The organism is Aliarcobacter cryaerophilus ATCC 43158, assembly GCF_003660105.1.
Lineage (GTDB): Bacteria > Campylobacterota > Campylobacteria > Campylobacterales > Arcobacteraceae > Aliarcobacter > Aliarcobacter cryaerophilus.
Map to the genome: position 1 here is coordinate 1,162,830 of NZ_CP032823.1, position 22,526 is coordinate 1,185,355.

The window sequence follows — 22,526 nt, forward strand, 5'->3', positions numbered from 1 at the left end:
AACTACAATTTTGTTAAAATTTGAAAAATAAAAATTGGAGAGATAAATGAACTATATCACAAACGATAATTTAGAGGTAGCTGATATTGAGGTATTTAAGATAGTTGAAGCTGAGCTTGAAAGACAGACAAATCATCTTGAGATGATTGCAAGTGAAAACTTTACAAGTCCAGCAGTAATGCAAGCAATGGGAAGTGTATTTACAAATAAATATGCTGAAGGTTATCCATATAAAAGATATTATGGTGGATGTGAACAAGCTGATAAAGTAGAACAACTAGCAATTGATAGGGCTTGTGAAATATTTGCTTGTAAATATGCAAATGTTCAACCTCATAGTGGATCTCAGGCAAATGGTGCAGTATATGCAGCATTATTAAAAGCTGGTGATAAAATATTAGGTATGGATTTATCTCATGGTGGACATTTAACTCATGGAAGTAAACCAAGCTTCTCTGGTCAAAACTACTCTGCATTTTATTATGGTGTTGAACTTGATGGAAGAATTAACTATGATAAAGTTGAGCAGATTGCAAAAATAGTTCAACCAAAAATAATTGTTTGTGGTGCAAGTGCATATGCTAGAGAGATTGATTTTAAAAGATTTAGAGAAATAGCTGACTCTGTTGGAGCTATTTTATTTGCTGATATTGCTCATATTGCAGGACTTGTTGCTGCAAATGAACACCAAAGTCCATTCCCTCATGCTCACGTTGTAACAACAACAACTCATAAGACTCTAAGAGGTCCAAGAGGTGGAATGATTATGACAAATGATGAAGAGATTGCTAAAAAAATAAATAGTGCAATTTTCCCAGGACTTCAAGGTGGACCACTTGTTCATGTAATTGCTGCAAAAGCTGTTGCATTTAAAGAAATACTTGATCCAAAATGGAAAGATTATGCAAAACAAGTAAAAGCTAATGCAAAAGTATTAGGTGAAGTGCTAGTAAAAAGAGGATATGATATAGTAAGTGGTGGAACAGATAATCATCTTGTTCTAGTAAGTTTCTTAAATAAACCATTCTCAGGAAAAGAAGCTGATGCTGCTTTAGGTGATGCTGGAATTACTGTAAATAAAAATACAGTTCCAGGAGAAACTAGAAGTCCATTTGTTACAAGTGGAATTAGAATTGGATCTCCTGCACTAACTGCAAGAGGAATGAAAGAGAAAGAGTTTGAATATATTGCAAATAAAATTTGTGATGTATTAGATAATATTGAAGATAAAGAGTTACATAAAAAAATAAACAAAGAGCTTGAAGAACTAGCTTCTAAATTTGTTATTTACACTAGTTCGACGTATTAATAAAGAGAAAAAAGTGGAAATAGAAAAAAATAGTTCTACTTATAATCAAATAGAAAAAGCTATCAAATACATAGATGAAAACTTTAAATCTCATCCAAGTATTGATGAGATTGCTTTAAATGTTGGAATGAGTAAATACCATTTTATAAGAGTTTTTAAAGATTATGTTGGTCTTACTCCTCAACAATTTTTGCATAGTGTTACTTTAAACTATGCAAAAGAGCATATAAAAGAGTCCAAATCTATTCTTGATAGTAGTTTAGATATTGGACTATCAAGTACTAGTAGGCTTCATGAGCTTTTTGTAAATCTAATAGGCGTTACTCCAAAAGAGTGGAAAGAAAAAGGTAAAGATGTACAAATTACTTATGGTTTTGGAAAAACTCCTTTTGGTGAAGCTTTAATAGGTTTTACATCTAAAGGAATTTGCTATTTGGGTTTTTGTGATAACAATAAAAAAGATATTTTTCAAAGATTTAATGAACTTTGGGAAAATGCAAATTTAGTTTTTGATGAAAAACTAGCAAGCGAATATTTGGAAAATATCTTTATAAAAAATAAAAAATATCCACTTTTGGTAAAAGGAACAAACCTACAAATAAATATTTGGAAAGCATTAATAAATATTCCAAATGGAGAGATTGCAACTTATAGCGATATTGCAAATATTGTAGATAAACCAAAATCAATAAGAGCTGTTGCAAATGCTATTGGTAAAAATCATATTGGCTACCTTATTCCTTGTCATAGAGTTATAGCAAAAAGCGGAGCTATGAGTGGTTATAGATGGGGGATTGAGAGAAAAGAGAATTTATTAGCTTTTGAAGCATCGAAAAAAAATATTTAAAATTAATAAAATATTTAAATAAGCACTAAAACAACAAAATCTTTGGCTATACTTCACAAAATTTTTAAGAAAGAAGTAAAATGAAACTACTGTCAAAAGATGCTCCACTAGAAGTAAGTTTAACAAAAATGAAAAAAATAATAGATGATTTAGGTTATAAAATAAGGCTTTCTAAAGAGAAAAATCCTGTAAAAAATAGTTTTTCGGTAAACCTAAGTTTTGAAGGTGCTAACAATTATATTTTTTCAAATGGTAAAGGCTCAATATCTGACTCTTGTTTAGCTAGTGCTTATGGTGAATTTATAGAAAGATTACAAACAAATCTATATTTTAATGATTACTATTTAGAAAATAGAACTTTTTTTCCAGACCAAAAAGCATTTGATAAAAATAGTGATTTTTTGGATGAAGAGATAAAAAAGTATTATACTTTAGAAGGTATTGAAAAAGATGATTTTTTGGATTTTAACTCAAATGATTTTTCAAAAATAATCTCTTTACCTTTTATAAATCAAACTTCACAAAAAAAAGTATATTTTCCTATAAATTTACTAGCAAATCTTTATGCAAGTAACGGTTTATCAACAGGAAACACAAAAGATGAAGCAAAAGTTCAAGCTCTTTGTGAGATATTTGAAAGAAATGTAAAAATAAAAGTTATAAAAGATGGTCTAGCTCTTCCAGAGTTTCCAAAAGAGGTTTTAAATAAGTTTTCAAAAATATCTGAAGATATAAAATCTTTAGAAGAAAAAGGATTTAAAATAAAAGTTTATGATTCATCTTTGGGTGGAATATATCCAGTTACAGCAATAGCTTTTATAAATCCAAAAAATAATACACTTTTTTTATCTTTTGGAAGCCACCCTATTTTGGAAGTTTCAATTGAAAGAACATTAACGGAGCTTTTACAAGGAAGAGAAATAGATGAACTAGATAGCTTTGAGAAACCAACTTTTGATATGGAAGATATTGCTTCAAACTCAAATTTAGAGTCTCATTTTGTTGATTCAAATGCAAAAGTAGGCTTACAGTTTTTAAGTTCTAAAAAATCATTTATTTATACTCCTTGGAAATTTGATATAGAACAAAGTAGTGAACAATTTATAATTCTAAAAGAGATTTTAAATAAAGAAAACAAAACAATATATCTTAGAGAATATGACTATTTAGGATTCTACTCTTGTCATATGATTGTTCCAGATTTTTCGGAGATTTATCCACTTGAAGATATGATTTACAACAATAAAAATCAAGGAAAACTAATCCGAGATTTTATTTTAAACAAAGATAAATATGATTTAGAAAATTTACTTGATGAATTAAATGGCTTTGATGACTCTATAAATATGGGTGCATTTATTGGAGTTATTTTTAAAGAGGATTTCTCTTTAGGTGAATTCAAAGCTGATGTCTTGATTAAATTAAAAGAGTATGAAGAGGCTATTTTTTACCTTGAACAATCAAATAAAAAATTCAACTATATTTTGGCTCAGGTTTTAAGAATAACTCAAGAAAACTTAAATTTTGAAGATTTCAAAGATGCCCTTTTTGATATTTTTGAAGAGAAAAATATCAAAAGAGCTTTAGATATTATTGATAAAAAAAGCTCTTTAATAAACTTAGAGTTTGCAAATGAATATAAAAACATTTTAAACTTATTTGATTCTAAAAACAAAAAATATATATAAAAATAAATAGCAAGATAATCTTGCTATTTAACTATTTTAAAAGAGTTGCTTTGCAAGAAGTTTCATCATTTGATGGGATAATATGTCTTAAAAATCTTGAATATTTACCAACATAATCAACCTTTGGATATTTTGCTCCAACTTTTAATAAAATCTCATTTTGTCTTAACCAATCAAGCTCCAAAGGAATAGCATCTATCCAAGCACAATTTGTAAGTAAATCTTCTATTCCTTCAAGATTTGGCTCATCTGTTTTTTTGCTATATTTTGCATACAATTTTAAATATGTAGCTTCTACACTTTGTGGTTTTTCATCTTTAAAAACAAATACAACTTTAAAATCATCACCACTTAATCCACTATCAAGTGGCAATGTAGCTAGTGTAGAGATTACTTGAAGGTTTTTGTGAAGCTCTTTTTCTTCATAAAATGGTTTAAATGCTTCTACACAATATCCTAAGAAACCATCACAAATATCAAATACAGCTTCACTTTTTGTACAATCAATATTGTGTCCACTTTGTTTTAAAGCTGCCAAAAATATAGCAGCACTTTTATGATTTTCATTCCAATTTACAACTGGAAATGTAGCTTCTAAAATCAAGTTTGAATTTAAAACTCCTCTGCTAACTCTAGCAATTCCAAATCCTAAAGGTTGTTTATACCAACTCTCTTTTTCTATACTCTCAACAAGTGCCTTAAAATCTTCTTTTGTATTTATCATATTGCTCTCCTCATTTTAATATCAATTTTACTCAAATTCTAATAAATTGTATCCATATCTATTGAAATATTATTTGATTTCAAATAGTGTAAAGATTTTAAAAGTGCTTTTACATCTTTTGAGCGAATAACAACTTCATATCTATATTTATTTGAAATTCTAAAAATTGCGCACTCGCCAAATCCTACAACTTCAATATCTTTATTGTTTTTTAAATCTTTTACAATCTCTTGTAATTCATCTTTTACTTTTAAACCATTTGTTGAAGATAAAATTACTCTTGCTAATTTTACAAAAGGTGGATACAAATCTTTTCTAAATTCTAACTCACTTTTTAAAAACTCTTTATAATTTGATTCTTCTAAATAATATTTAAAAAAGTCTTCATTTTTTGTCTCAATTATAACCTCGCCAAAGCCATTTCTTCCACTTCTTCCAGATATTTGCAAAAGCAAACTCAAGGCATTTTCTCTTGCTTTATATGAACTCATATTTAGCAAACTATCCATACCTAGTACAACTGCAAGTTTTACATTGTGATAATCATGTCCTTTTGAAAGCATTTGAGTACCAACCAAAACATCTATTTTATTTTCATTAAACTCATCTAAAATCTTTTTTAAAGATTTTTCACTATTTACACTATCTTTATCAAATCTTTTTATAATACTATTAGGAAACTCATTTTTTAAGATTTCTTCTATTTGGGCAGTTCCAACCCTATGATTTCTTACAATTCCTGTTTTACAAGATGGACAAAACTCTGGAATTTTTTGTGCAAATCCACAATAGTGGCATTTCAGAGCCAAATCATTTTTATGCAAACTCATAGAAACACTACAAAATGGGCATTCAACACTTTTCCCACAATCAAAACAAATTTGATGCTTAAAATTTGCACGTGTAGGTAAAAAAACTATTGTTTGATTTTTATTTTCAATACTTTTTTTTATCAAATGAAGAGTTTTTTCTGAAATATTTTGACCACTATTTTCAAAAATATAACTCTTTTTTGTCTCATAAAATGTCTTATCAAGCTCAAAATATGGAATTTTATAAAAACTATTTAAAGAAGGTGTTGCACTTCCTAAAATAAGTCTTAAATCAAACTTTTTTGCTATAAAAATTGCTAAATCTTTTGCATTATATCTAGGAGTAGTATCGCTTTTATAAGAGTTATCATGCTCTTCATCTACAATAATCAAACCCAAATTACTATAAGGTAAAAAAAGAGCTGATCTTGCACCTGCTATTAATTTTATCTCACCATTTTGAAGTTTTAATAGTATCTCTTTTTTTCTTTTTATAGTTACTTTTGAATGCCAAATTGCAACACTTGAATCAAAAACTTCTTCAAGTCTTTTTTCCATTTGTGGAGTAAGAGAGATTTCTGGCATTAAAAAAACTGCTTGTTTTCCTTGTTTTAAAACCTCTTTTATAGTTTTTATATATATTTCAGTTTTTCCAGCACCAGTTTTTGCAAAAAGAAGAGCTTGTTTTTTACTATCTAAAAAACTTTTTGCTTCTTTTTGAAAAGATGACAAATTTATCTCTTTTTTATAATCAGTACTCAAATTTTCATAACAAATATTTTTATTAAAAGCTTGAAATAAACTCAAAGAAAATCCCATAGAACAAATATAGTATTTACTAACAAAATCGGCAATTTCAATCATACAATCAGTATAGAACTCATCTTTTATACTCAAAATTGTACTACATTTAAAATCTGGTTTATCTACTTTTTTTATAACTACTGCTAAATTTGAATTTTTTCTTTTTGCTAAAATAACTTCTACCAAAGAGCCATTTTCAATAATCTCTTCACTTTCGTAAGTTAAGTTTTGTAAAGGAGATTTTAAAATCGCTACTTCATAATAGTTCAAAATATATCCTCGCATAATTTTTCACTACTTGCACATAAAAATTGACTATCTTTTAATAAAAATTCATATTTATTCTTTCTTGTGAAAAATATATATTTATCATCTGATACTTTTGCCCAATATCCATTTTTAGATGCATTTGTAGAAGTTGAAATAAAAGGAAAATCCAAAATATATTCAAATAACTTCTCGTTTTCAACATCTATGTTTGCATTATCTAATTTGTTTATATAATCAAATTTTTGTATTAATATATTTTTTGCTTTATCTTTTTGTATACCATTTTTTATAAGTGCTATATCTGATTTTAGTTTTACTAAATCACTATTTTCCAAAAAAGTATTAAGTTTTGGGAGCAAAAAAGATAAAATAGTAGCAATAACTACTATAAAAATAACTATTTCAAGAGTAGAAAATGCTTTTTTTCTAAAACCCCGCAATTTTATTTGCAATATCCTCAACCTCTTTTCTAAAAGTTCTATATTCTTGATTTAGCTTTAAATATGCTAAAAGAAGGGATTTTGTATCATTATTTTTTTCAGTATCTAAATATTTACAAAGCTCTTTTTCAAGCTCTTCATCGACAGAAATTGTGTAAGCTTTGTTATTTATGTGAAATGTCAAATCCTTAATCACTTGTATTCGCCTTTATTAAAGTTAATGTACTATCAATTTTTAAAATCATATCTTGATTGTTTCTTTCAAGCTTATCATTTTCATCTATTAGTTCGCTTATTTTTTGCTCAAGAGCTATTTTTTCAAGTTTTATTTTTGCATGCTCTTCTAATAAATTGTCAATTCTTTCATTTAAAAGCCTAATGATTTCCATACTTTTACTCATAATTTAAGATATCAACTCCTCGTAATCATCACTCATATAAACTTTTGCTATCTCATAAAGTTTTGCAACAGATTTTCCCCAAGATGAAAAATCATCTAAATCTTTATTTCCAATACCAAAGTTTTGAGAAATTTTTTCTATCAAAATTTGCTCATTTATATTAAAAACACTATCAATATGAACTAATATCATAAGTTCTAAAACAACAATTTTTTTACTTCTTTGACTTTTAAAATTATTTAAAGTTGCTTCTAAATTAAAATTATCCATATCAAATGAATCGATATTTTCAATTCCCATTTCATCACAATACTCTAAGATAACTTCTTCTTCTTCTCTTCCAAAACTATTATCAACTCTTGCTAAATAATGAGCCAATTGTAAAAATGCAAATTTCTCTCGTGCTTCAAGTTTCATCAATAACATATATTATATTCCTATTTGTATTTAATAATTAATATTACATTATAGTATATTTTTTTTAATTTGCAACTAAATCAACCTTTGCATCAAAGCAAAACTACTTTAACCCTCTGCCTAGAAACTCTGATGCTTCTGTGATTATCATAAAAGCATCTGGGTCATATTTAGTGATTAAATTTTTTAATAAATCAATCTTTCCAGCATCAACTGTAACGTAAATAATAGTTTTATTTTGTCCTTGATGAAGACCTATTCCTGTTAAAATAGTACCGTGTTCTTCTATTCGTTCTCTTATTTGCTCTTTTAAAACTTCAACATTGTTTGATACAATATTTACTATCTTTTTAGATGGTCTTCCTGTTAGAATAATATCAAGTACTCTAATTCCAACATAAACACTAAGCATACTGTAAAGTGATTTATCTATATCATTGTAAATAAAAACTGAAGCAAACATAATTGTTGCATCAATAGCTAATAAAACTTCTGCTGCCTTGTACTTTGTCTTTTTTGCAACTATTTCTCCTACAACCGATGTACTTCCTGTAGATGCTCTTCCTTTTATAACTAATCCAACACCTAAACCTATAAAAATTCCACCAAAAACTGCAGCTATTAAAATATCATTTGTTATTGCTCCTATTTTTAAAACTTCCTTTAATACATCTGTAAATGTTGACAAAAGAACAACTACAATAAATGTTTTAAATAGATAATATTTTCCAAAATAGATATAAGATAAAATCAAAAATGGGATACTTACAACTGCAATAATAATACCTAAAGTGATTTGTGGAAAAATTGAATGTAAAAGTAAAGAGATACCTACTCCTCCACCTGTAATTATCTCATTTGGAGACAAAAAACTCACCGTACCAAATGCCATTGCAAATGAGCCTAAAATTATAAATATATAGTGTTTTAAATCTGTTTTTTTCATATTTTTCCTAATTCTTATTAAATATTATTATTCAATTTTCCAGCTAAAAAACCACTAGAAAAAGACCATTGAAGATTGTATCCACCGCAAGGTCCATCAATATCTACAACTTCACCACAAAAGTATAAACCTTTTACAATTTTGCTTTGCATAGTTTTTTGCTCTATCTGTTTTAAAGCAACTCCACCTCTTGTAATCATAGCTTGTCTAAATCCATCGTGTCCAACAATAGTAAAAGGTGTCCAAGATAGAGTTTTTATTAGTTTCTCTCTTTTAATTCCCTCTATTTGTTTAAATCTTAAATTTTCATCAATTTCACAAATATTTAAAATCTCTTTAGAAACACTACTTGCAAGTAAAGTTTCTAAATTTTGTAAAATATTATCTTGTGGATTTTTCGCTATTTCATTTTTAAAATGTTGAAAAATATCCTCTTCATTTTTACCTTTTAAGAAATTTATCAAAAGCGGTACTTCATCATATTTTTCTAAAATTGGAGTAATTTCTCTAGCAAAATCTAAAATTACTGGACCTCGCAAACCCTCTTTTGTAAAGATTAAATCTCCTGTTAGTTTTAAGTTTTTATATTTTGGAATATTTACTTTTAGTATAGCTTTTGCAATTGTATCAGCTTTACAAGAAGCAAAATTTTTCTCTTTGGTAAAAAGTGGCATCATAGCTGGAGTTGTTTGTGTTATTGTATGACCAAAAGATGAAGCAAAAATATATCCATCTCCTGTCGCTCCTAAAGTTGGATAACCTAAACCACCAGTTGCTAAAACTATATTTTTACTTTTAAAAATCTCTTCATCTGTCTTTATTTCAAAAATATCTTCCTCTTTTTTTATATTTTTTATATCTATTGAAGTTTTAACTTCAATATCTAATCTTTCAAGCTCATTTTTCAATGCTTCCAAAATAATTGTTGAACTATGATTTACGGGAAATACTCTAAATCCATCTTTAGCAATCGTAGGAACTCCAATTGAAGCAAAAAAAGCAAGCAAATCATCTCTTGTAAAACTATCTAATGCATCTTTTATAAATCTTCCACTTTTACCAAATTTAGTACAAAAATCATCTTGAGATAAAGTATTTGTAAGATTACATTTTCCTCCACCTGTTGCTTTTAATTTTAGAGCAATTTGTGGCATTTTTTCAACTATTAATACCTTTTTTAAATCCTTTGCTGCACTTATACTTGCCATTATTCCAGCAGGTCCTGCACCAATAACTATTAAATCATAAATTTTATCCAATTTTTCTCTTCTTTTATTCAGTTTCTTGTATTATACACAATTTAATTTAAGCATTTAGGGGATTTTGTGTTTATGATTGGTCGAGTTTTATCTATTTTTACAATTTTATCAATATACTCATTTGCAACTACAAATAATAAAATAGCACTTTTAACTTTCGATGATGGTCCAATAAGAGCAACAAAAAATATAATAGAGACTGTAAGAGAAGAGAATATTCCTGTTACTATGTTTTTTATTGGTTGTCAAATTGAAAATTTTCAAAATATATATAAAGATGCTATAAACTATCCAAATATTTTAATAGCAAACCATACATATTCTCATGCAAACAATAGATATAGAAAGTTTTATAGTGATCCCCTTTTAGTTGTAGAAGATATAAAAAAGGCAAATTCAATAATAGGTCTTGATAATATTTCAAATACTTCATCTGCTTTTTTACCAGTAAGACTTGCGGGAAGAAATGTTTTTAGACTTCCAACAATTACTAAAAATGACAATATGATAGAAAAAATACAAAGAGAAAAAGAGATTTTTGGTTATGATGATATTTATAAAGAGGGTTATTATATTTATGGTTGGGATGTAGAGTGGGCTTATGAAAAAAATGGAAGACCAATACTAACTCCTCAAGAAATATATAATTCTATGGAAAAAATCTATCAGAAAAATCTATCAAGCAAAGAAAATAAAGTAGTTCTTCTAATGCATGATTTTATGTTTAGCAATAATTTCAATGGAAAAGAGAACTTAAAAACTCTGATTCAGCTACTAAAGAATGGTGGTTGGAGTTTTGAGAATATAGAAAACTATTAGACTATATATTTATCTTAGTAGATTTTCAATACTATTTCAATTTTAAAAACTATAAAAAAGGAATTTAATGGCTGGATTATTGGGCTATTTATCAATATTAGCAGATGATATTGGTTCACTTGCAGGAAAAACTGCAGCTACAACTGCAAAATCTCTTGCAACTTCACTTGATGATATTGGTCTTCTATTTGATGATATAGCAACTTATACAAAACTAGCAAGTATAAAATCTAGTGGTCTTTTAGTAGATGATCTTGCTGCTATTGCAAACTTTACAAATGAAACAACTTCAGAAATACTAAAAAAAGAGCTAGAAAAAGCTTCATCAGTTGAAGAGTTTGAAGAGAATGTAAAAAAATTAGATGAAAAAACTCAAAAAGAGATTTTAAAAGAGCTTGAACACATAAGAGAAGTTGCTATTCTTGAAGCAAAAAGAAAAGCAGCTTTAAGAGAACTTCCAATTGTTTATAAAATTGCAAAGGGAAGTTTTATAAATAAATTTATTATTATTCCTGTTGTTTTACTTTTAAGCTATATTGCTCCTTGGGCTATTGCTCCTATTTTGATTATTGGAGGGGCTTATTTGGCTTATGAGGGAGTTGAGTCTATTTTAGAAAAATTTGGTCATCATCAAGAAGATGAGCAAACAAATCAAAAAGAGAGTTCAAATGAAGATTTTGAAGAGCAAAAGGTAAAAAGTGCTATTAAAACAGATTTTATTTTATCTTTTGAAATAATTGTTATTAGTTTAAGTCTTTTAGATAATAGTGATTTTATAACAAAACTTATGGTTTTAATAAGTGTAGGAATTTTAACAACAGTTTTTGTATATGGAATAGTTGCATTTATTATAAAACTAGATGATATTGGATTTTATTTACAAGAGAAAAAAAATATTTCTTTACAAAAAATTGGAGATGGTTTTGTAAAATCTATGCCTTATATTATAAAAACTATTGGAGTTTTAGGAACTATTGCAATGCTTGCCGTTGGTGGTGGAATTATCGCTCATGAAACTCATGTTTTAGGTTCTTTTAACGAAATTTTAAAAGCTATTCCTCTTGGTGGATTCTTTAGTGAAATTATTTTAGGTGCAATTGTAGGGTATATTGTAGTTTTAATAGTTCCTATTTTTTCAAAAATTACAAAAGTATTTAAAAAATAGAGTTAGGTAAGTGAGTAAATCTCACTTACTTAATAAAATATGTGTGTAAAATATCTACAAAAATATAGAGGACTAAAAGCGAAAAAATAATCATTCTATAGTTCATCATCAACTCTTTTTATCTGTCTTTTATTTGCACGGCTTTGCTCAATTTGAATAAAATCTTTCTCATATTTTTTATATTTTTTCAAAAATGGTGGGATTTTTCTTCCTTCAATCATCATAACATCATCCAAAATTGTTTTTACTAAAATCTCCTCTTCATAATCACGGCTTAAATATTCAAATAAATACTCGGCAACCCTATCAAGTGAGATTTTAAAAGTACTTTCACTTCTTTTATATATCCATTTACTAAAGTCAAAGAAATTTTCAAAAACTTTTCCATCTTTAAAAAGTAGTTTTGAACTCTTTACAAAATTTCCACTATTGTAAACAATATCCCAAAATCTAGCAAATCTTTTCATATCTTGCATAAGCTCAAATGGTATTAAATTATTTTGTAAAATATCATAAGGTGGGTTTGGATTATAAACCATACCATGCAGTTCATCGTGCCTATTTAAGGTAGTTCCAGAGAGTTTTTTTAATATTCCTATTTGAATTTCACCACTACTTAAAGTATATAGTAAATTAAGATTTTGTGCAAAACTTTCTATTGTTTCAGCTGGTAATCCAACAATTAAATCAATATGCATATGTGCATTTGTCTCTTTACTCAAAAATGCTAAATTATCTTTGATTTTTTCCATTTTTAAATTTCTATTTATCTGTTTTGCTACATCTAAATTTAGAGTTTGAATACCAACTTCTAGTTGCAAACTTCCCGCTTTAAACTTTTTTAAAAGCTCTCTTAACTCAGGTGGGAAATTATCAGGAATTACTTCAAAGTGTAAAAAATAGTCCTCATCTTTTGCCAAAAAATATTCCAAAATAGCCTTTGCATAAGAAATCTTTAGATTAAAAGTTCTATCTATAAACTTATAGTTTCTAGCACCCCTATTCCAAAGTTTGTCAATCTCATTTAAAAAAACATCAACTGGTAAATATCTCATACTACTATCAATACTAGATAAACAAAATTCACAAGTAAAAGGACAACCACGACTGCTTTCTATATAAATATGTCTATTTTTTATATCAAAATCTGTATAGTAATCATAAGGAAGTTCAATCTTATCAAACTCAACTGGCTTTGCTTGAATTATCTTATCTTTTGGTCTTATTCCACCTAAGATATTTTTACATAAGTTATAAACACTTATTTCACCCTCTCCAAACATAAAGTAGTCTGCTTTTTCAAAATCTACTCTATGTGGTAAATGACTAATTTCTGGACCTCCAAGAGCAACTATTGTATTTGGGCTAATTAGTTTTATATATTTTACAATTTCTGCAACATCTGTTGCATTCCAAATATATGTTGAAATTGCTACAATTTTTGGTTTGTACTCTAAAATCTCTTCAACTATTGTTTGAGTTTGACTATTTATTACAAACTCTAAAATTTTTGCTTCATCTTTTAACTCTTTTAAATTTGCAAACAAGTATCTTAAAGATAGACTTGAGTGAGAAAATCTTGAGTTTAGTGTTGTTAATATTATATTTTTATTTTCTATATTCATGCTGCGGATTCTACTTAAAATGGTGTTATATTAACCTTTGATAAAGAATAGTTTACTATACTTAAAAGAAAAAATAAAAGGTGTGAAATGTTACGAACGAAATTTTCTCAATTTAGAGCTATCTCTGTAATTGAAGGAATCTCTTATTTAATACTAGTTTTTCTAGCAATGCCTCTAAAATATCTCTTTGAAGAACCTATGGCTGTTAAGATATTTGGAATGATGCATGGAATATTTTTTATATTTTTTTGTATAGCTTTATATAATGCTATGAAACACTACAAGTGGGAGTTTTTATTTAGTTTAAAACTATTTATATACTCTTTAATCCCTTTTTTATTTATACTAATAGAAAAAGAGATTATGAAAACAAAAAAAGCTATTTAGAAAGCAAGGCTTTCTAAATAAATTTACTCTACTTTTTGCTCAATTACTTCAGATAATTCAATATCAGAAATTTTCACAGGATACTGCTGTTCATCTTTTGTAAAACTAGTTCCTATTTTTGGAGAGATCTCATAGTTTATAGTTCCATTTGGATCAGTTGAACCAATTGAATAAGCTCTAAAATTTATCTCTAAAATCTCATCTTTAAAATCTTTTATATTTAAAATTATACTAAACTCTTTTAGTGAATTTTCACTCAAAGTATCATCATAAGCTTCAATAGCTAAAAAGCTATTTTTAATACTTTCATAAGGATTTATAGTAAAAAGCTCACTATTTGGTTCATAAAGATTTATCTCTTTTAAATCTCCTAAAATAGTAGAAACAACTCTCGATTTATCTTTTAATTGAGGGAAAGATACAACTAAACCTTTTTGACTATTTTCATTTAAAGAAGATTTATATCCAAAAGTTATTTTTAGAAGATTTTCACCAATCATATTATAAGAAGTTGTGAGATTTTCATCATCATAATATTCAAAATCACTCTCTTGTTGAGTAAATTTTAAATCTTTTTCTTCTAAAAATTTTATATTATTTATATAAATACCATCTTTTAAAGATATCTCAAATCTTTTTAAATCATCATTTGGAATATCTTTATAATTTAATCCTAAACTCTCTTTTAAAGGTAAGATTAACTTATCTGCTGAAACTTTATCTAAATCAATTTTTATATCAATTTTTTCAAAAATATCCTTTAATCCATTAACCAATGCTGGTTTCATATTTTTATTTAAAGAAAAGGTTGCTTCATATCTTAGTTTTTCAAAGATTTTCTCTGAATTTTGAGAAAATGAAGATGAAATTCCAGAAGATGAAACTTTTACATCATTCTTTACAAGTTCTTCAAAAAAACTATCAAAAGCTTTTGAAAAAATATCTTCATCTTCACTATCTATAACTTTCATTAGTTCTTTGTACTGTTTATATGGTAAATTATCCAAAGCAAAAGATATCTCACTATTTTTTACATTTATTATATTTGAACCATTCATCAAGCTTTGAACATCATTACTAATAAAAGAGAACTCATCAAAAGAGATTTTATCTTTTGTGCTAACTTTATCATTGATATTTTTAGAAGACCCATCAAATAAGATATTTTTTATACTCATTTTTACAAATTCACTCTCTATTGATAGATTTGAAACTGAGAATTTTGTCTCTATATTTTTTTCAATCTCTTTATAATAACTTTTCATATCTTCTAAGACAAAGCTTTCATTATTTGCACCAATAATTTTAAATAAAGCAATATTTAGACTATTTTTATCTCCAGTTATTCCTCTTAATGATATTAAAGAACCATTATTACTAAATGCAATATCATCTAAAGTAAAGTTCATTTTATCATCTACTTTTAAGTGAATAGCCTTTTGTTTTAAGATACTTAAAAGCTCTTTACTAGCTTCATCTTCACTGTTTTCTAACTCATTTTGTAATACAACTGATAACTCTTTTAAGTATAAATCTGCATTCATCTCTTTTGTAAAAATATTTAAAGAGAACTCATAATCAAACTTTGTACCCTCAAGCGCTAACTGTTTTGATTGACTATCAAAAATATTTAAAAACTCAACAAAAACCTCTTTTGCTTGGCTCTCTTCTATATTTTTGCTTATAAAATATAATGCTTTTATAGCATCTATAACTTGGATTTCACCATCTTTTCTTATTTTCATTGGAAGATTAGAATTATTTTGAGTTATAGAAAAACCATTTTGATTTAACTCTTCAATTTTTAGAGTAACAGCCTTATCAACTGACCTATTTACAGTAAAAAATATAGCTCCTGCTACTAGAAGAACTACAAATCCTATCAACAATTTTTTCATTTATGTTCCTTTTTATTTTAAAACAAAAGCTTATCAAATAATTTCTAAATACTTTTTATATGAATAAGACTTTAATTATAATATTTTTTATTATTTGTATATTATTTAGACATTAAATCTTAATTTCTTGTATTAAAAGGTTTTAATAATTCAAAAAGCCATTTGTTAGCCTCTTCAACTGTTTCAAATCTTTTTGACTTTGCAACTTGATATTGACCTTCATAAAATCTAACTCTAATTCCATCTTCAACATGATCTATTTTCGTTCTAGTTATTTTAGATAGATTTAAAAGAACTCTCTCATTTAATTGTACAAACATATTTGCTCCTAATTTTTACATAATCGTAAGTTTACTATTTAATCTCTTACATCCAACAAACACTCTCTAAATTGAAAAATACTTCTACTTTATCTCCTGGAAACAAAATATCTTTTTGAATCTCATATTTAGAGATTAAACAAGAGAAATTAATACCACAAATAGAAAACTCTATTTGTAGATTATCTTGATTTTCATCTTTTTGGATTGATGTTATTGTTCCTATTAATTTATCTGTTTTATTATCTTTGTAGAATTTAGATATTTTTATACTATTTTGATTGATTATTACAACAGAATCTCTTTTTTTACTCTTTGAGTTAGGAATTACTATTTTCTGACCATCAATAAAAAATTTAACTAAATCACCTTTTTCATTTTTACTCCATGGTGGAAATAGTAAATTTATATTTCCATGTTCAACTAAACTTCCTTGAAAAAGTGCTATCTTTTTATCACTTATATGTTTTAACCATGTGTAATCGTGACTTGAAATAAATATTGTAGTATTATATTTTTGCTTTGCCAATAAAATAGCATCTTTGATTAATTGTGCTGAGTTTGTATCAACTCCAACTGTTGGCTCATCTAATATTAAAACTTTTGGTTTTAATATTAACCTTGAAGCCAAAGCAACTCTTTGAGCTTCACCACCTGATAGTTGATTCCATTTTCTATTTGAAAAATTACTATCAAGACCAACCAAAGATAAAGCCTCTTCAACTTTATTTTTTAAATCTACTTTTTCTCCTCTTATTTTTAAACCATAAGCAATATTTTCAAATACTGTTCGTTTTAATAAATATGGATTTTGAGGAAGCATAACAACGCTTTTTTTAATATTTTCATCTATTAAAATTTCACCTTTTTCTGGCTTACAAATAAAAGATAAAATAGAAAAAAGTGTAGATTTTCCACTACCATTTGGTCCAAAAAAACCAATAATTTTATTCTCTTCTAATATAAGATTATCAATACTTAAAACTCTTTTCCCATCGAAAAAATACTCAATATTTTTTAACTCGTATAAAATATTCATTGAGTCCATCTCCTTTTTAGCATTGATAATGCTATATTAACCATAAGAGCAACTATAAAAAGTACCAAACCTAAAGCAATACCTGTTTCAAATTCACCTTTTCCAGTCTCTAGTGAAATTGCCGTTGTAATTGTTCTTGTATGATATTTTATATTTCCACCAACCATCATAGAAATTCCAATTTCAGTGATAATTCTTCCATAAGCTGTCATTGCTGCTGTCATTAGACCAAATCTAGCTTCAACTAAAGTTGTTAATAAAATTTGATAAGGTTTTGCACCCAAACCTTTTAAAGATAGATATAACCTTTTATCTGTTGATTCAACTTGTGCTGCTGTTAATGCAATAATTATAGGTAAACCTAAAAAAATCTGACCTATAATTATCGCTTTTTGAGTAAATAGTAGATTATACTCTCCAAAAGCTCCTGCTTGTGATAGAGTTGTATATACAAGAAGTCCTATTACAACGGTAGGAAATGCTAAAAATGTATCTACAATAGTTTTTATTACAGTTTTTCCTTTAAATTGATAATAACCTAGTAAAAATCCCAAAGGAAGACCTAATACTAAACTAATCAATATTGACCAAGAAGATACTGTAACAGTAACAATTATTGCAGAATATACACTATCATTTCCACTAATTAAAAGCTCAATAGCCTCTTTAAAACCATCTACTAATAAACTCATATTTTATTACTATTTCCTATTTGTATTATTTTGCATTTGGTGTGAATAGTGGTTTATTTAAAAGTTTAAAATCTCCTATAAACTTTTGTGTATCAGCACTAACTAGCCAATCAGAGAATTTTTTTGCTAATTCTTCTTGAACTTTTGGACATCTATTTTTATTTACAGGAATAACACTATATTGATTAAATAGTGAATTGTCATTTTCAACAACTATTTTCATTGTATTCGCATCACCTTTTTGTGACTCATATTTAATCCAAGTTCCTCTATCTGTTAATGTATACCCTTCTTTTTCAGCAGCCATATTTAGTGTAATAATCATTCCTTGACCAGATTGAATATACCACTTATCTTTTTCAGGTGTTACATCACTAACATTTTTCCACATTTCTAGCTCTTTTTGATGAGTTCCTGATTTATCACCTCTACTAATAAAATTTGCTTGTTTATCTTTAATTGTTTTAAATGCTTCTTGAGTAGTTTTTCCTTCAAGTTTGGCTGGATCTTTTTTTGAACCAACAATAACAAAGTCATTATACATAACCTCTTTTCTATCAATACCAAAACCTTCATTTACAAACTTTTTTTCTGCTTCTGGAGCATGAACCAAAAGTACATCAACATCACAATTTTCACCCATTTTTAAAGCTTTACCTGTTCCTGTTGATACCCATTTTAACTCTATTCCTGTATCTTTCTTAAATTTTGGAGCTAAAGTGTCTAATAATCCTGTATCTTCAGTACTTGTTGTTGTTGCCATCATTAAACTATTTGCAAATAATCCACTAGCTATTACTACACTAAAACCTAAACCTGCTAATAATTTTTTCATATTTTTCTCCTAATTTTTAATTTAAAATATCTGTAATCTCTTCAAAATAAATACCATTTAAATCAATAATTTTTACATCTTGATTTGATTGTATATTTGAAGTAGAAGCATTTGTTACCAAAATTGAATTACTCTTATAAAAAGCGGTAATCATTCCAGAACCATAATTATTGTTATCTGTAACATAAAAATTACCATTTTGAACTCTTCCTAAAACTATATTTACCCTCCCTATTTTTGTTTTAAAACTACTTTGATTTATAGCTTTTATATAACCATGATAAAAAGCATTTTCACCTTGAAGTTTTTTTAACATTGGTATTACAAAAAGGTTTATATTTACCATTGCTGTTAGTGGATTTCCAGGCATACAAATAACCAAACTATTATCCATATTTCCCATCATCATAGGACGACCTGGTTTTATATTTACACCATGAAAAGCTACTTCTAATCCATTTTTTAAAAAAGCATCAGCTACAAAATCAGCATCTCCCATAGAGATACCTCCACTTGTAATAATTACATCATATTTTTTTAAACTATTTATAAAATTTGTTGATTTTTCTAAATCATCTGGAATAACACCACAATAAGTTGCATTAAAGCCTTTTTCATTTAATTGAGCAATAATTGCAAATGAGTTGCAGTTATATATCTCTTCATTTGAAGCTGTTTGCCATGGCTCTTTGAGTTCATTTCCAGTTGATAAAACAGCAATTGAAATTTGCTTATAAACTTCAACCATAACTATTCCTTGGCTTGCAAGTAAAGCAATATGAGAAGAGTTTATTTTCTCTCCTTTTTTTATTAAAACATCACTAACTTTTAACTCTTCAGCTTCTAATCTTAAGTTTGAACCTTTTTTTATATCATCAGGTATTGTTGCACTATCTTGAGTTACATTTAAACAGTTTTCAATAGCAATAATAGTATCAGCATCTTTTGGTACCTTTGCTCCTGTCATTATTTTATAACATTCATTTTCATTAAGTAATTCATCACTACTTTTATCTTTATCTCCAGCAAAAATAGCTCTTTTAATTTTTAAAGTTTTTCCAGCATCACTAACTTTAAAAGCAAATCCATCCATAGCAGAGTTATCAAAAGCTGGAAGATTTTTTACACATAAAATATCTTTACTAGCAACTTTATTTAATGAAAAAGCTATTGGAATAATTTCGCTATTTAAAGTTGTATTTGACAACTCAAAACTCTTTTTAATTGCTTCATTAAAATCTAAATAGTTTAATTTTTCAAACATTTTTATCCTTTATTTAATACTTTTATTTGTAAATATCTTTTTGAAATGAGATTAATAATTTTATCTATTTCACTAATTGAATAGCTTTTTTCAAAACTAAGTGTTATTGCATTTCTGCTAGTAAGCTCATCATAACCCATAGCTTGAATAACTCTTGAAGGTTTTGATAAACCTAAACTACACCCTTCACCATTTGATATTGAAATTTCATCTAAAGCTAAAGTTCTTATTAACTCTCTTGCTTTTATATCTTTAAGTGCAAAATGAAGTGTATATTCTAAGCTATTTTTATTGTCAATAAAATAGTAAAGATTATCTTTTAAACTATCTTCTAATTTTGCTTTAAAAATCTCCTTCATACTATTTTCAAATTTTTGGTTTTTCAAAGATTGAAAAATATTATTTAGTGAAATTCCATCTTTTTCAAAAATAGCTTGTTCTTCAAATAAATTTTGATTAAAAAGTATTATTGCTTTTGTTGAAAAACCAGTTAGTTTATACGAATCAAAATATATAGAATCACTATTTTTATCAAAAGATGCACTTGCGTTTGAGATAATTTTTGCATCTGTTATATGTTTTACATTTTCTAAACTATTTTTATAAAAAGTATCAACCGTATATGATGAGATAAACAAAAAATCTATATCTTTATCTTTTAATTTATCTAAATTAACACTTCCATTTTTATTTAATTCTAAATATAAAATCTCAAATCCAAGATAGCAAAAAATTTCACAAGCATCTATTAAACTTTGAGTTTCACCAAGACTTACTGCAATTTTTCCTTTTTTATTTAGTTGAAGTAATAAATATAAAAAACCACTCTTACAAAAAGAGAAATAGTTTAAATTTTCAAATACAAACTCTTTTTTGAAACTATCTTCTAAACTATTATAATCTTCATTATTTGATAAAATATTCAAAGATAAACTATCTTTAATATGCAAGTTTTGCATATTTTTATACTGTAAAAAATTTAGTCTATACACTTTTACTTATCCTTTATTTTTATTAAGTTTTCACTTAAAAAAAGTTCATTAAATCTCTTTTTTGAGTACTCTTTTATATCTTTTTCTAAAATTTCATAAAGCTCTATTAACTCTTTTGCTTTAGTAGTTAATTGTGAACCACTATCAACAGCCCTTCCTTTTTTTGTAACAACTAAACTATCTTCAATAAACTCTTCAAGGATTTTTATATGACTCCACGTTTTTTTATAGTTCATATTTAAATTTTTTGAAGCATCACTAATTGAACCTGTTTTTTCAATCTCTTTTAAAATCTCTGTTTTTCCACTTCCAAAAATAAGATTTTGCTTATTATCTTCAATCCAAATTTTAACTTTGATTTCCACTTTTAAGCCCTTTTTTTTCTCTAAAACATCCTAGTTGGCAATAACTTACTTCAATATCAGAGTTTTTAAGAGTTGATCCAACTACTCTTAAAGATGAACTCTTTGCCTCTTGCCACAAATTTTTACAAGGAATTCTTTGCTCTTTATAACTCTTTTTTAATCTATTATAAATCACTTCATCTTTAGCTAAAAAATCTAAAGAGCCAAATACTCCAAGCTCACAATCTGTTATTTTAACGCCTAAAGATTTTGTAATTGCACTCATATCTTTAGCTTGAACTTTCATCTTTTTGGCTACTTTAAATGCTTTTAAACAAGATAGTTTTTTATTATCATCAAGATTTTCAAAAACTATCTTTCTTTGCTCATCACTTAAAATAAATTCAAAATTATCGTCAATACTAGACATCAATTCTTCCACTGTGAGTATAAAGATTCATCTTTTTACCTCTTGCAAATCCAATAAGTGTAAGACCGTGCTTATGTGCTGTTTGAACTCCTAAATGAGTTGGTGCTGTTCTTGATACAACTATTGGGATTTTGTGCATCACAGCCTTTGTAACCATCTCAGAACTTAATCTTCCACTTACAAACAAAATTGATTTTGTTGTATCAAGACCTTGCAGTTTACACTTTCCAATTGCTTTATCAATAGCATTGTGTCTTCCTATATCTTCAGCCGTTACAGTTGTTCCATCAAGTAGATAAATCATAGCTTTATGAACACAACCTGTTAAGTTATAAAGTTCACTCTCTTGATAAAACTTTTTTACTTCAGTATAAATAGTTTCTGGTTTTATTTTAAAAGCAGTTTGATTAAATGGAATTTCTAAACTTCCTTCAATATTTCCAGTAACTCCTCCACCACAACCACTTACTAAAGTCTTCTCTTTATATAAATTTTGTAGTGAGTTTTCATCTATTTTTGCTTTTACATCTACTCTTAATCCATCAGAACTAACTGTTAACTCTTCTATGTCAGCAATAGAAGAGATTACATTTTCACTCATTAAAAAACCAATTGCATGAGCATCTTGGTCTTTTGGGATTGTCATCATAGATATAGCTTTTTCTCCGTTTAAATAAAGGTTTAGACGCGCTTCTTCAATTGTCACGTCTTCAACCATATTGGCTTCATTTTCTATAAGTTTGTCAATAATTACTGTTTTTAAATATTTGCTATTATCCATGTTTTTCCTTAATATGCA

25 protein-coding genes are annotated in these 22,526 nt (G+C 26.9%); 6 read left to right on the top strand and 19 right to left on the bottom strand.

Annotated elements, in window-relative coordinates; all coding sequences use genetic code 11:
* Positions 1 to 46: 46 nt before the first annotated feature.
* From ACRYA_RS05840 to ACRYA_RS05850, 3 genes are all read left to right on the top strand, one after another.
* Entirely contained in the window at positions 47 to 1,309 is a 1,263-nt protein-coding gene (locus ACRYA_RS05840; protein ID WP_121443287.1) for a serine hydroxymethyltransferase, read from the top strand.
* Between the two features lie 13 nt (positions 1,310 to 1,322).
* Positions 1,323 to 2,156, top strand: a complete 834-nt coding sequence (locus ACRYA_RS05845) for a methylated-DNA--[protein]-cysteine S-methyltransferase (RefSeq protein ID WP_228199725.1) — start codon at positions 1,323 to 1,325, stop codon at positions 2,154 to 2,156.
* Between the two features lie 80 nt (positions 2,157 to 2,236).
* Positions 2,237 to 3,844 (top strand): YcaO-like family protein, encoded by a 1,608-nt coding sequence (locus tag ACRYA_RS05850; RefSeq protein ID WP_228199726.1) that lies wholly within the window; start codon positions 2,237 to 2,239, stop codon positions 3,842 to 3,844.
* A 31-nt stretch (positions 3,845 to 3,875) separates the two neighbouring features.
* Here the strand turns inward: ACRYA_RS05850 and ACRYA_RS05855 are convergent, their stop codons facing one another.
* From ACRYA_RS05855 to ACRYA_RS05890, 8 genes are all read right to left on the bottom strand, one after another.
* Positions 3,876 to 4,568 (bottom strand): tetrahydrodipicolinate N-succinyltransferase N-terminal domain-containing protein, encoded by a 693-nt coding sequence (locus ACRYA_RS05855; RefSeq protein ID WP_105916601.1) that lies wholly within the window; start codon positions 4,566 to 4,568, stop codon positions 3,876 to 3,878.
* 38 nt (positions 4,569 to 4,606) lie between these two features.
* Entirely contained in the window at positions 4,607 to 6,454 is a 1,848-nt protein-coding gene (locus ACRYA_RS05860; protein WP_105916602.1) for a primosomal protein N', read from the bottom strand.
* Positions 6,451 to 6,894, bottom strand: a complete 444-nt coding sequence (locus tag ACRYA_RS05865) for a type II secretion system protein (protein WP_133160975.1) — start codon at positions 6,892 to 6,894, stop codon at positions 6,451 to 6,453. Before ACRYA_RS05865 ends, ACRYA_RS05860 begins: the two co-directional genes overlap by 4 nt.
* Entirely contained in the window at positions 6,881 to 7,090 is a 210-nt protein-coding gene (locus ACRYA_RS05870; RefSeq protein ID WP_105911189.1) for a hypothetical protein, read from the bottom strand. The genes ACRYA_RS05865 and ACRYA_RS05870 overlap by 14 nt, the downstream gene beginning before the upstream one ends.
* Entirely contained in the window at positions 7,083 to 7,283 is a 201-nt protein-coding gene (locus tag ACRYA_RS05875) for a hypothetical protein (RefSeq protein WP_105916604.1), read from the bottom strand. Before ACRYA_RS05875 ends, ACRYA_RS05870 begins: the two co-directional genes overlap by 8 nt.
* A gap of 15 nt (positions 7,284 to 7,298) precedes the next feature.
* Entirely contained in the window at positions 7,299 to 7,721 is a 423-nt protein-coding gene (locus ACRYA_RS05880; RefSeq protein WP_105916605.1) for a hypothetical protein, read from the bottom strand.
* A gap of 94 nt (positions 7,722 to 7,815) precedes the next feature.
* Positions 7,816 to 8,658: a YitT family protein gene (locus ACRYA_RS05885; protein ID WP_105916606.1), complete on the bottom strand. Its 843-nt coding sequence runs from the start codon at positions 8,656 to 8,658 to the stop codon at positions 7,816 to 7,818.
* A gap of 17 nt (positions 8,659 to 8,675) precedes the next feature.
* Positions 8,676 to 9,917 carry a BaiN/RdsA family NAD(P)/FAD-dependent oxidoreductase gene (locus ACRYA_RS05890; RefSeq protein ID WP_105916607.1) on the bottom strand — a complete coding sequence of 414 codons (1,242 nt, stop codon included), beginning with the start codon at positions 9,915 to 9,917 and terminating at the stop codon, positions 8,676 to 8,678.
* A gap of 72 nt (positions 9,918 to 9,989) precedes the next feature.
* On the opposite strand from ACRYA_RS05890, the gene ACRYA_RS05895 reads away from it, so the two are divergent.
* Positions 9,990 to 10,736, top strand: a complete 747-nt coding sequence (locus ACRYA_RS05895; protein WP_133160976.1) for a polysaccharide deacetylase family protein — start codon at positions 9,990 to 9,992, stop codon at positions 10,734 to 10,736.
* A gap of 67 nt (positions 10,737 to 10,803) precedes the next feature.
* Positions 10,804 to 11,901 (top strand): DUF808 family protein, encoded by a 1,098-nt coding sequence (locus ACRYA_RS05900; RefSeq protein ID WP_105916609.1) that lies wholly within the window; start codon positions 10,804 to 10,806, stop codon positions 11,899 to 11,901.
* A 95-nt stretch (positions 11,902 to 11,996) separates the two neighbouring features.
* Here ACRYA_RS05900 and ACRYA_RS05905 read toward each other — a convergent pair whose 3' ends face one another.
* Positions 11,997 to 13,526, bottom strand: a complete 1,530-nt coding sequence (locus ACRYA_RS05905; RefSeq protein ID WP_105916610.1) for a B12-binding domain-containing radical SAM protein — start codon at positions 13,524 to 13,526, stop codon at positions 11,997 to 11,999.
* Positions 13,527 to 13,613: 87 nt separating this feature from the next.
* Between ACRYA_RS05905 and ACRYA_RS05910 the strand changes: the two genes are divergently transcribed.
* Positions 13,614 to 13,913, top strand: a complete 300-nt coding sequence (locus ACRYA_RS05910) for a DUF3817 domain-containing protein (protein WP_105916611.1) — start codon at positions 13,614 to 13,616, stop codon at positions 13,911 to 13,913.
* A 23-nt stretch (positions 13,914 to 13,936) separates the two neighbouring features.
* Here ACRYA_RS05910 and ACRYA_RS05915 read toward each other — a convergent pair whose 3' ends face one another.
* The 10 genes from ACRYA_RS05915 to fdhD form a co-directional block, all read right to left on the bottom strand.
* The gene (locus tag ACRYA_RS05915; RefSeq protein ID WP_105916612.1) at positions 13,937 to 15,811 is read right to left on the bottom strand and encodes a hypothetical protein; all 1,875 of its coding nucleotides are present in this window, start codon (positions 15,809 to 15,811) and stop codon (positions 13,937 to 13,939) included.
* Positions 15,812 to 15,930: 119 nt separating this feature from the next.
* Positions 15,931 to 16,131, bottom strand: a complete 201-nt coding sequence (locus ACRYA_RS05920; RefSeq protein WP_105916613.1) for a sodium-dependent tyrosine transporter — start codon at positions 16,129 to 16,131, stop codon at positions 15,931 to 15,933.
* Positions 16,132 to 16,177: 46 nt separating this feature from the next.
* On the bottom strand, positions 16,178 to 17,170 hold the full coding sequence (locus ACRYA_RS05925) for an energy-coupling factor ABC transporter ATP-binding protein (protein ID WP_105916614.1): 993 nt from the start codon (positions 17,168 to 17,170) through the stop codon (positions 16,178 to 16,180).
* Positions 17,167 to 17,862, bottom strand: a complete 696-nt coding sequence (locus ACRYA_RS05930; RefSeq protein ID WP_105916615.1) for an ABC transporter permease — start codon at positions 17,860 to 17,862, stop codon at positions 17,167 to 17,169. The genes ACRYA_RS05925 and ACRYA_RS05930 overlap by 4 nt, the downstream gene beginning before the upstream one ends.
* A 25-nt stretch (positions 17,863 to 17,887) precedes the next feature.
* Positions 17,888 to 18,697, bottom strand: coding sequence for an ABC transporter substrate-binding protein (locus ACRYA_RS05935; RefSeq protein WP_105916616.1), 810 nt, complete (start codon positions 18,695 to 18,697; stop codon positions 17,888 to 17,890).
* A 16-nt stretch (positions 18,698 to 18,713) separates the two neighbouring features.
* Positions 18,714 to 19,961, bottom strand: a complete 1,248-nt coding sequence (locus ACRYA_RS05940; RefSeq protein WP_105916617.1) for a molybdopterin molybdotransferase MoeA — start codon at positions 19,959 to 19,961, stop codon at positions 18,714 to 18,716.
* Positions 19,962 to 19,963: 2 nt separating this feature from the next.
* A complete protein-coding gene (locus tag ACRYA_RS05945) occupies positions 19,964 to 20,953 on the bottom strand; it encodes a cysteine desulfurase (protein WP_105916618.1) in 990 nt (329 codons plus the stop codon).
* A gap of 2 nt (positions 20,954 to 20,955) precedes the next feature.
* The gene (locus tag ACRYA_RS05950; protein ID WP_105916619.1) at positions 20,956 to 21,318 is read right to left on the bottom strand and encodes a winged helix-turn-helix domain-containing protein; all 363 of its coding nucleotides are present in this window, start codon (positions 21,316 to 21,318) and stop codon (positions 20,956 to 20,958) included.
* Positions 21,302 to 21,727 carry a ModE family transcriptional regulator gene (locus tag ACRYA_RS05955; protein ID WP_105916620.1) on the bottom strand — a complete coding sequence of 142 codons (426 nt, stop codon included), beginning with the start codon at positions 21,725 to 21,727 and terminating at the stop codon, positions 21,302 to 21,304. The genes ACRYA_RS05950 and ACRYA_RS05955 overlap by 17 nt, the downstream gene beginning before the upstream one ends.
* Positions 21,720 to 22,508 (bottom strand): formate dehydrogenase accessory sulfurtransferase FdhD, encoded by a 789-nt coding sequence (fdhD, locus tag ACRYA_RS05960; protein WP_105916621.1) that lies wholly within the window; start codon positions 22,506 to 22,508, stop codon positions 21,720 to 21,722. Before fdhD ends, ACRYA_RS05955 begins: the two co-directional genes overlap by 8 nt.
* Positions 22,509 to 22,526: the final 18 nt, after the last annotated feature.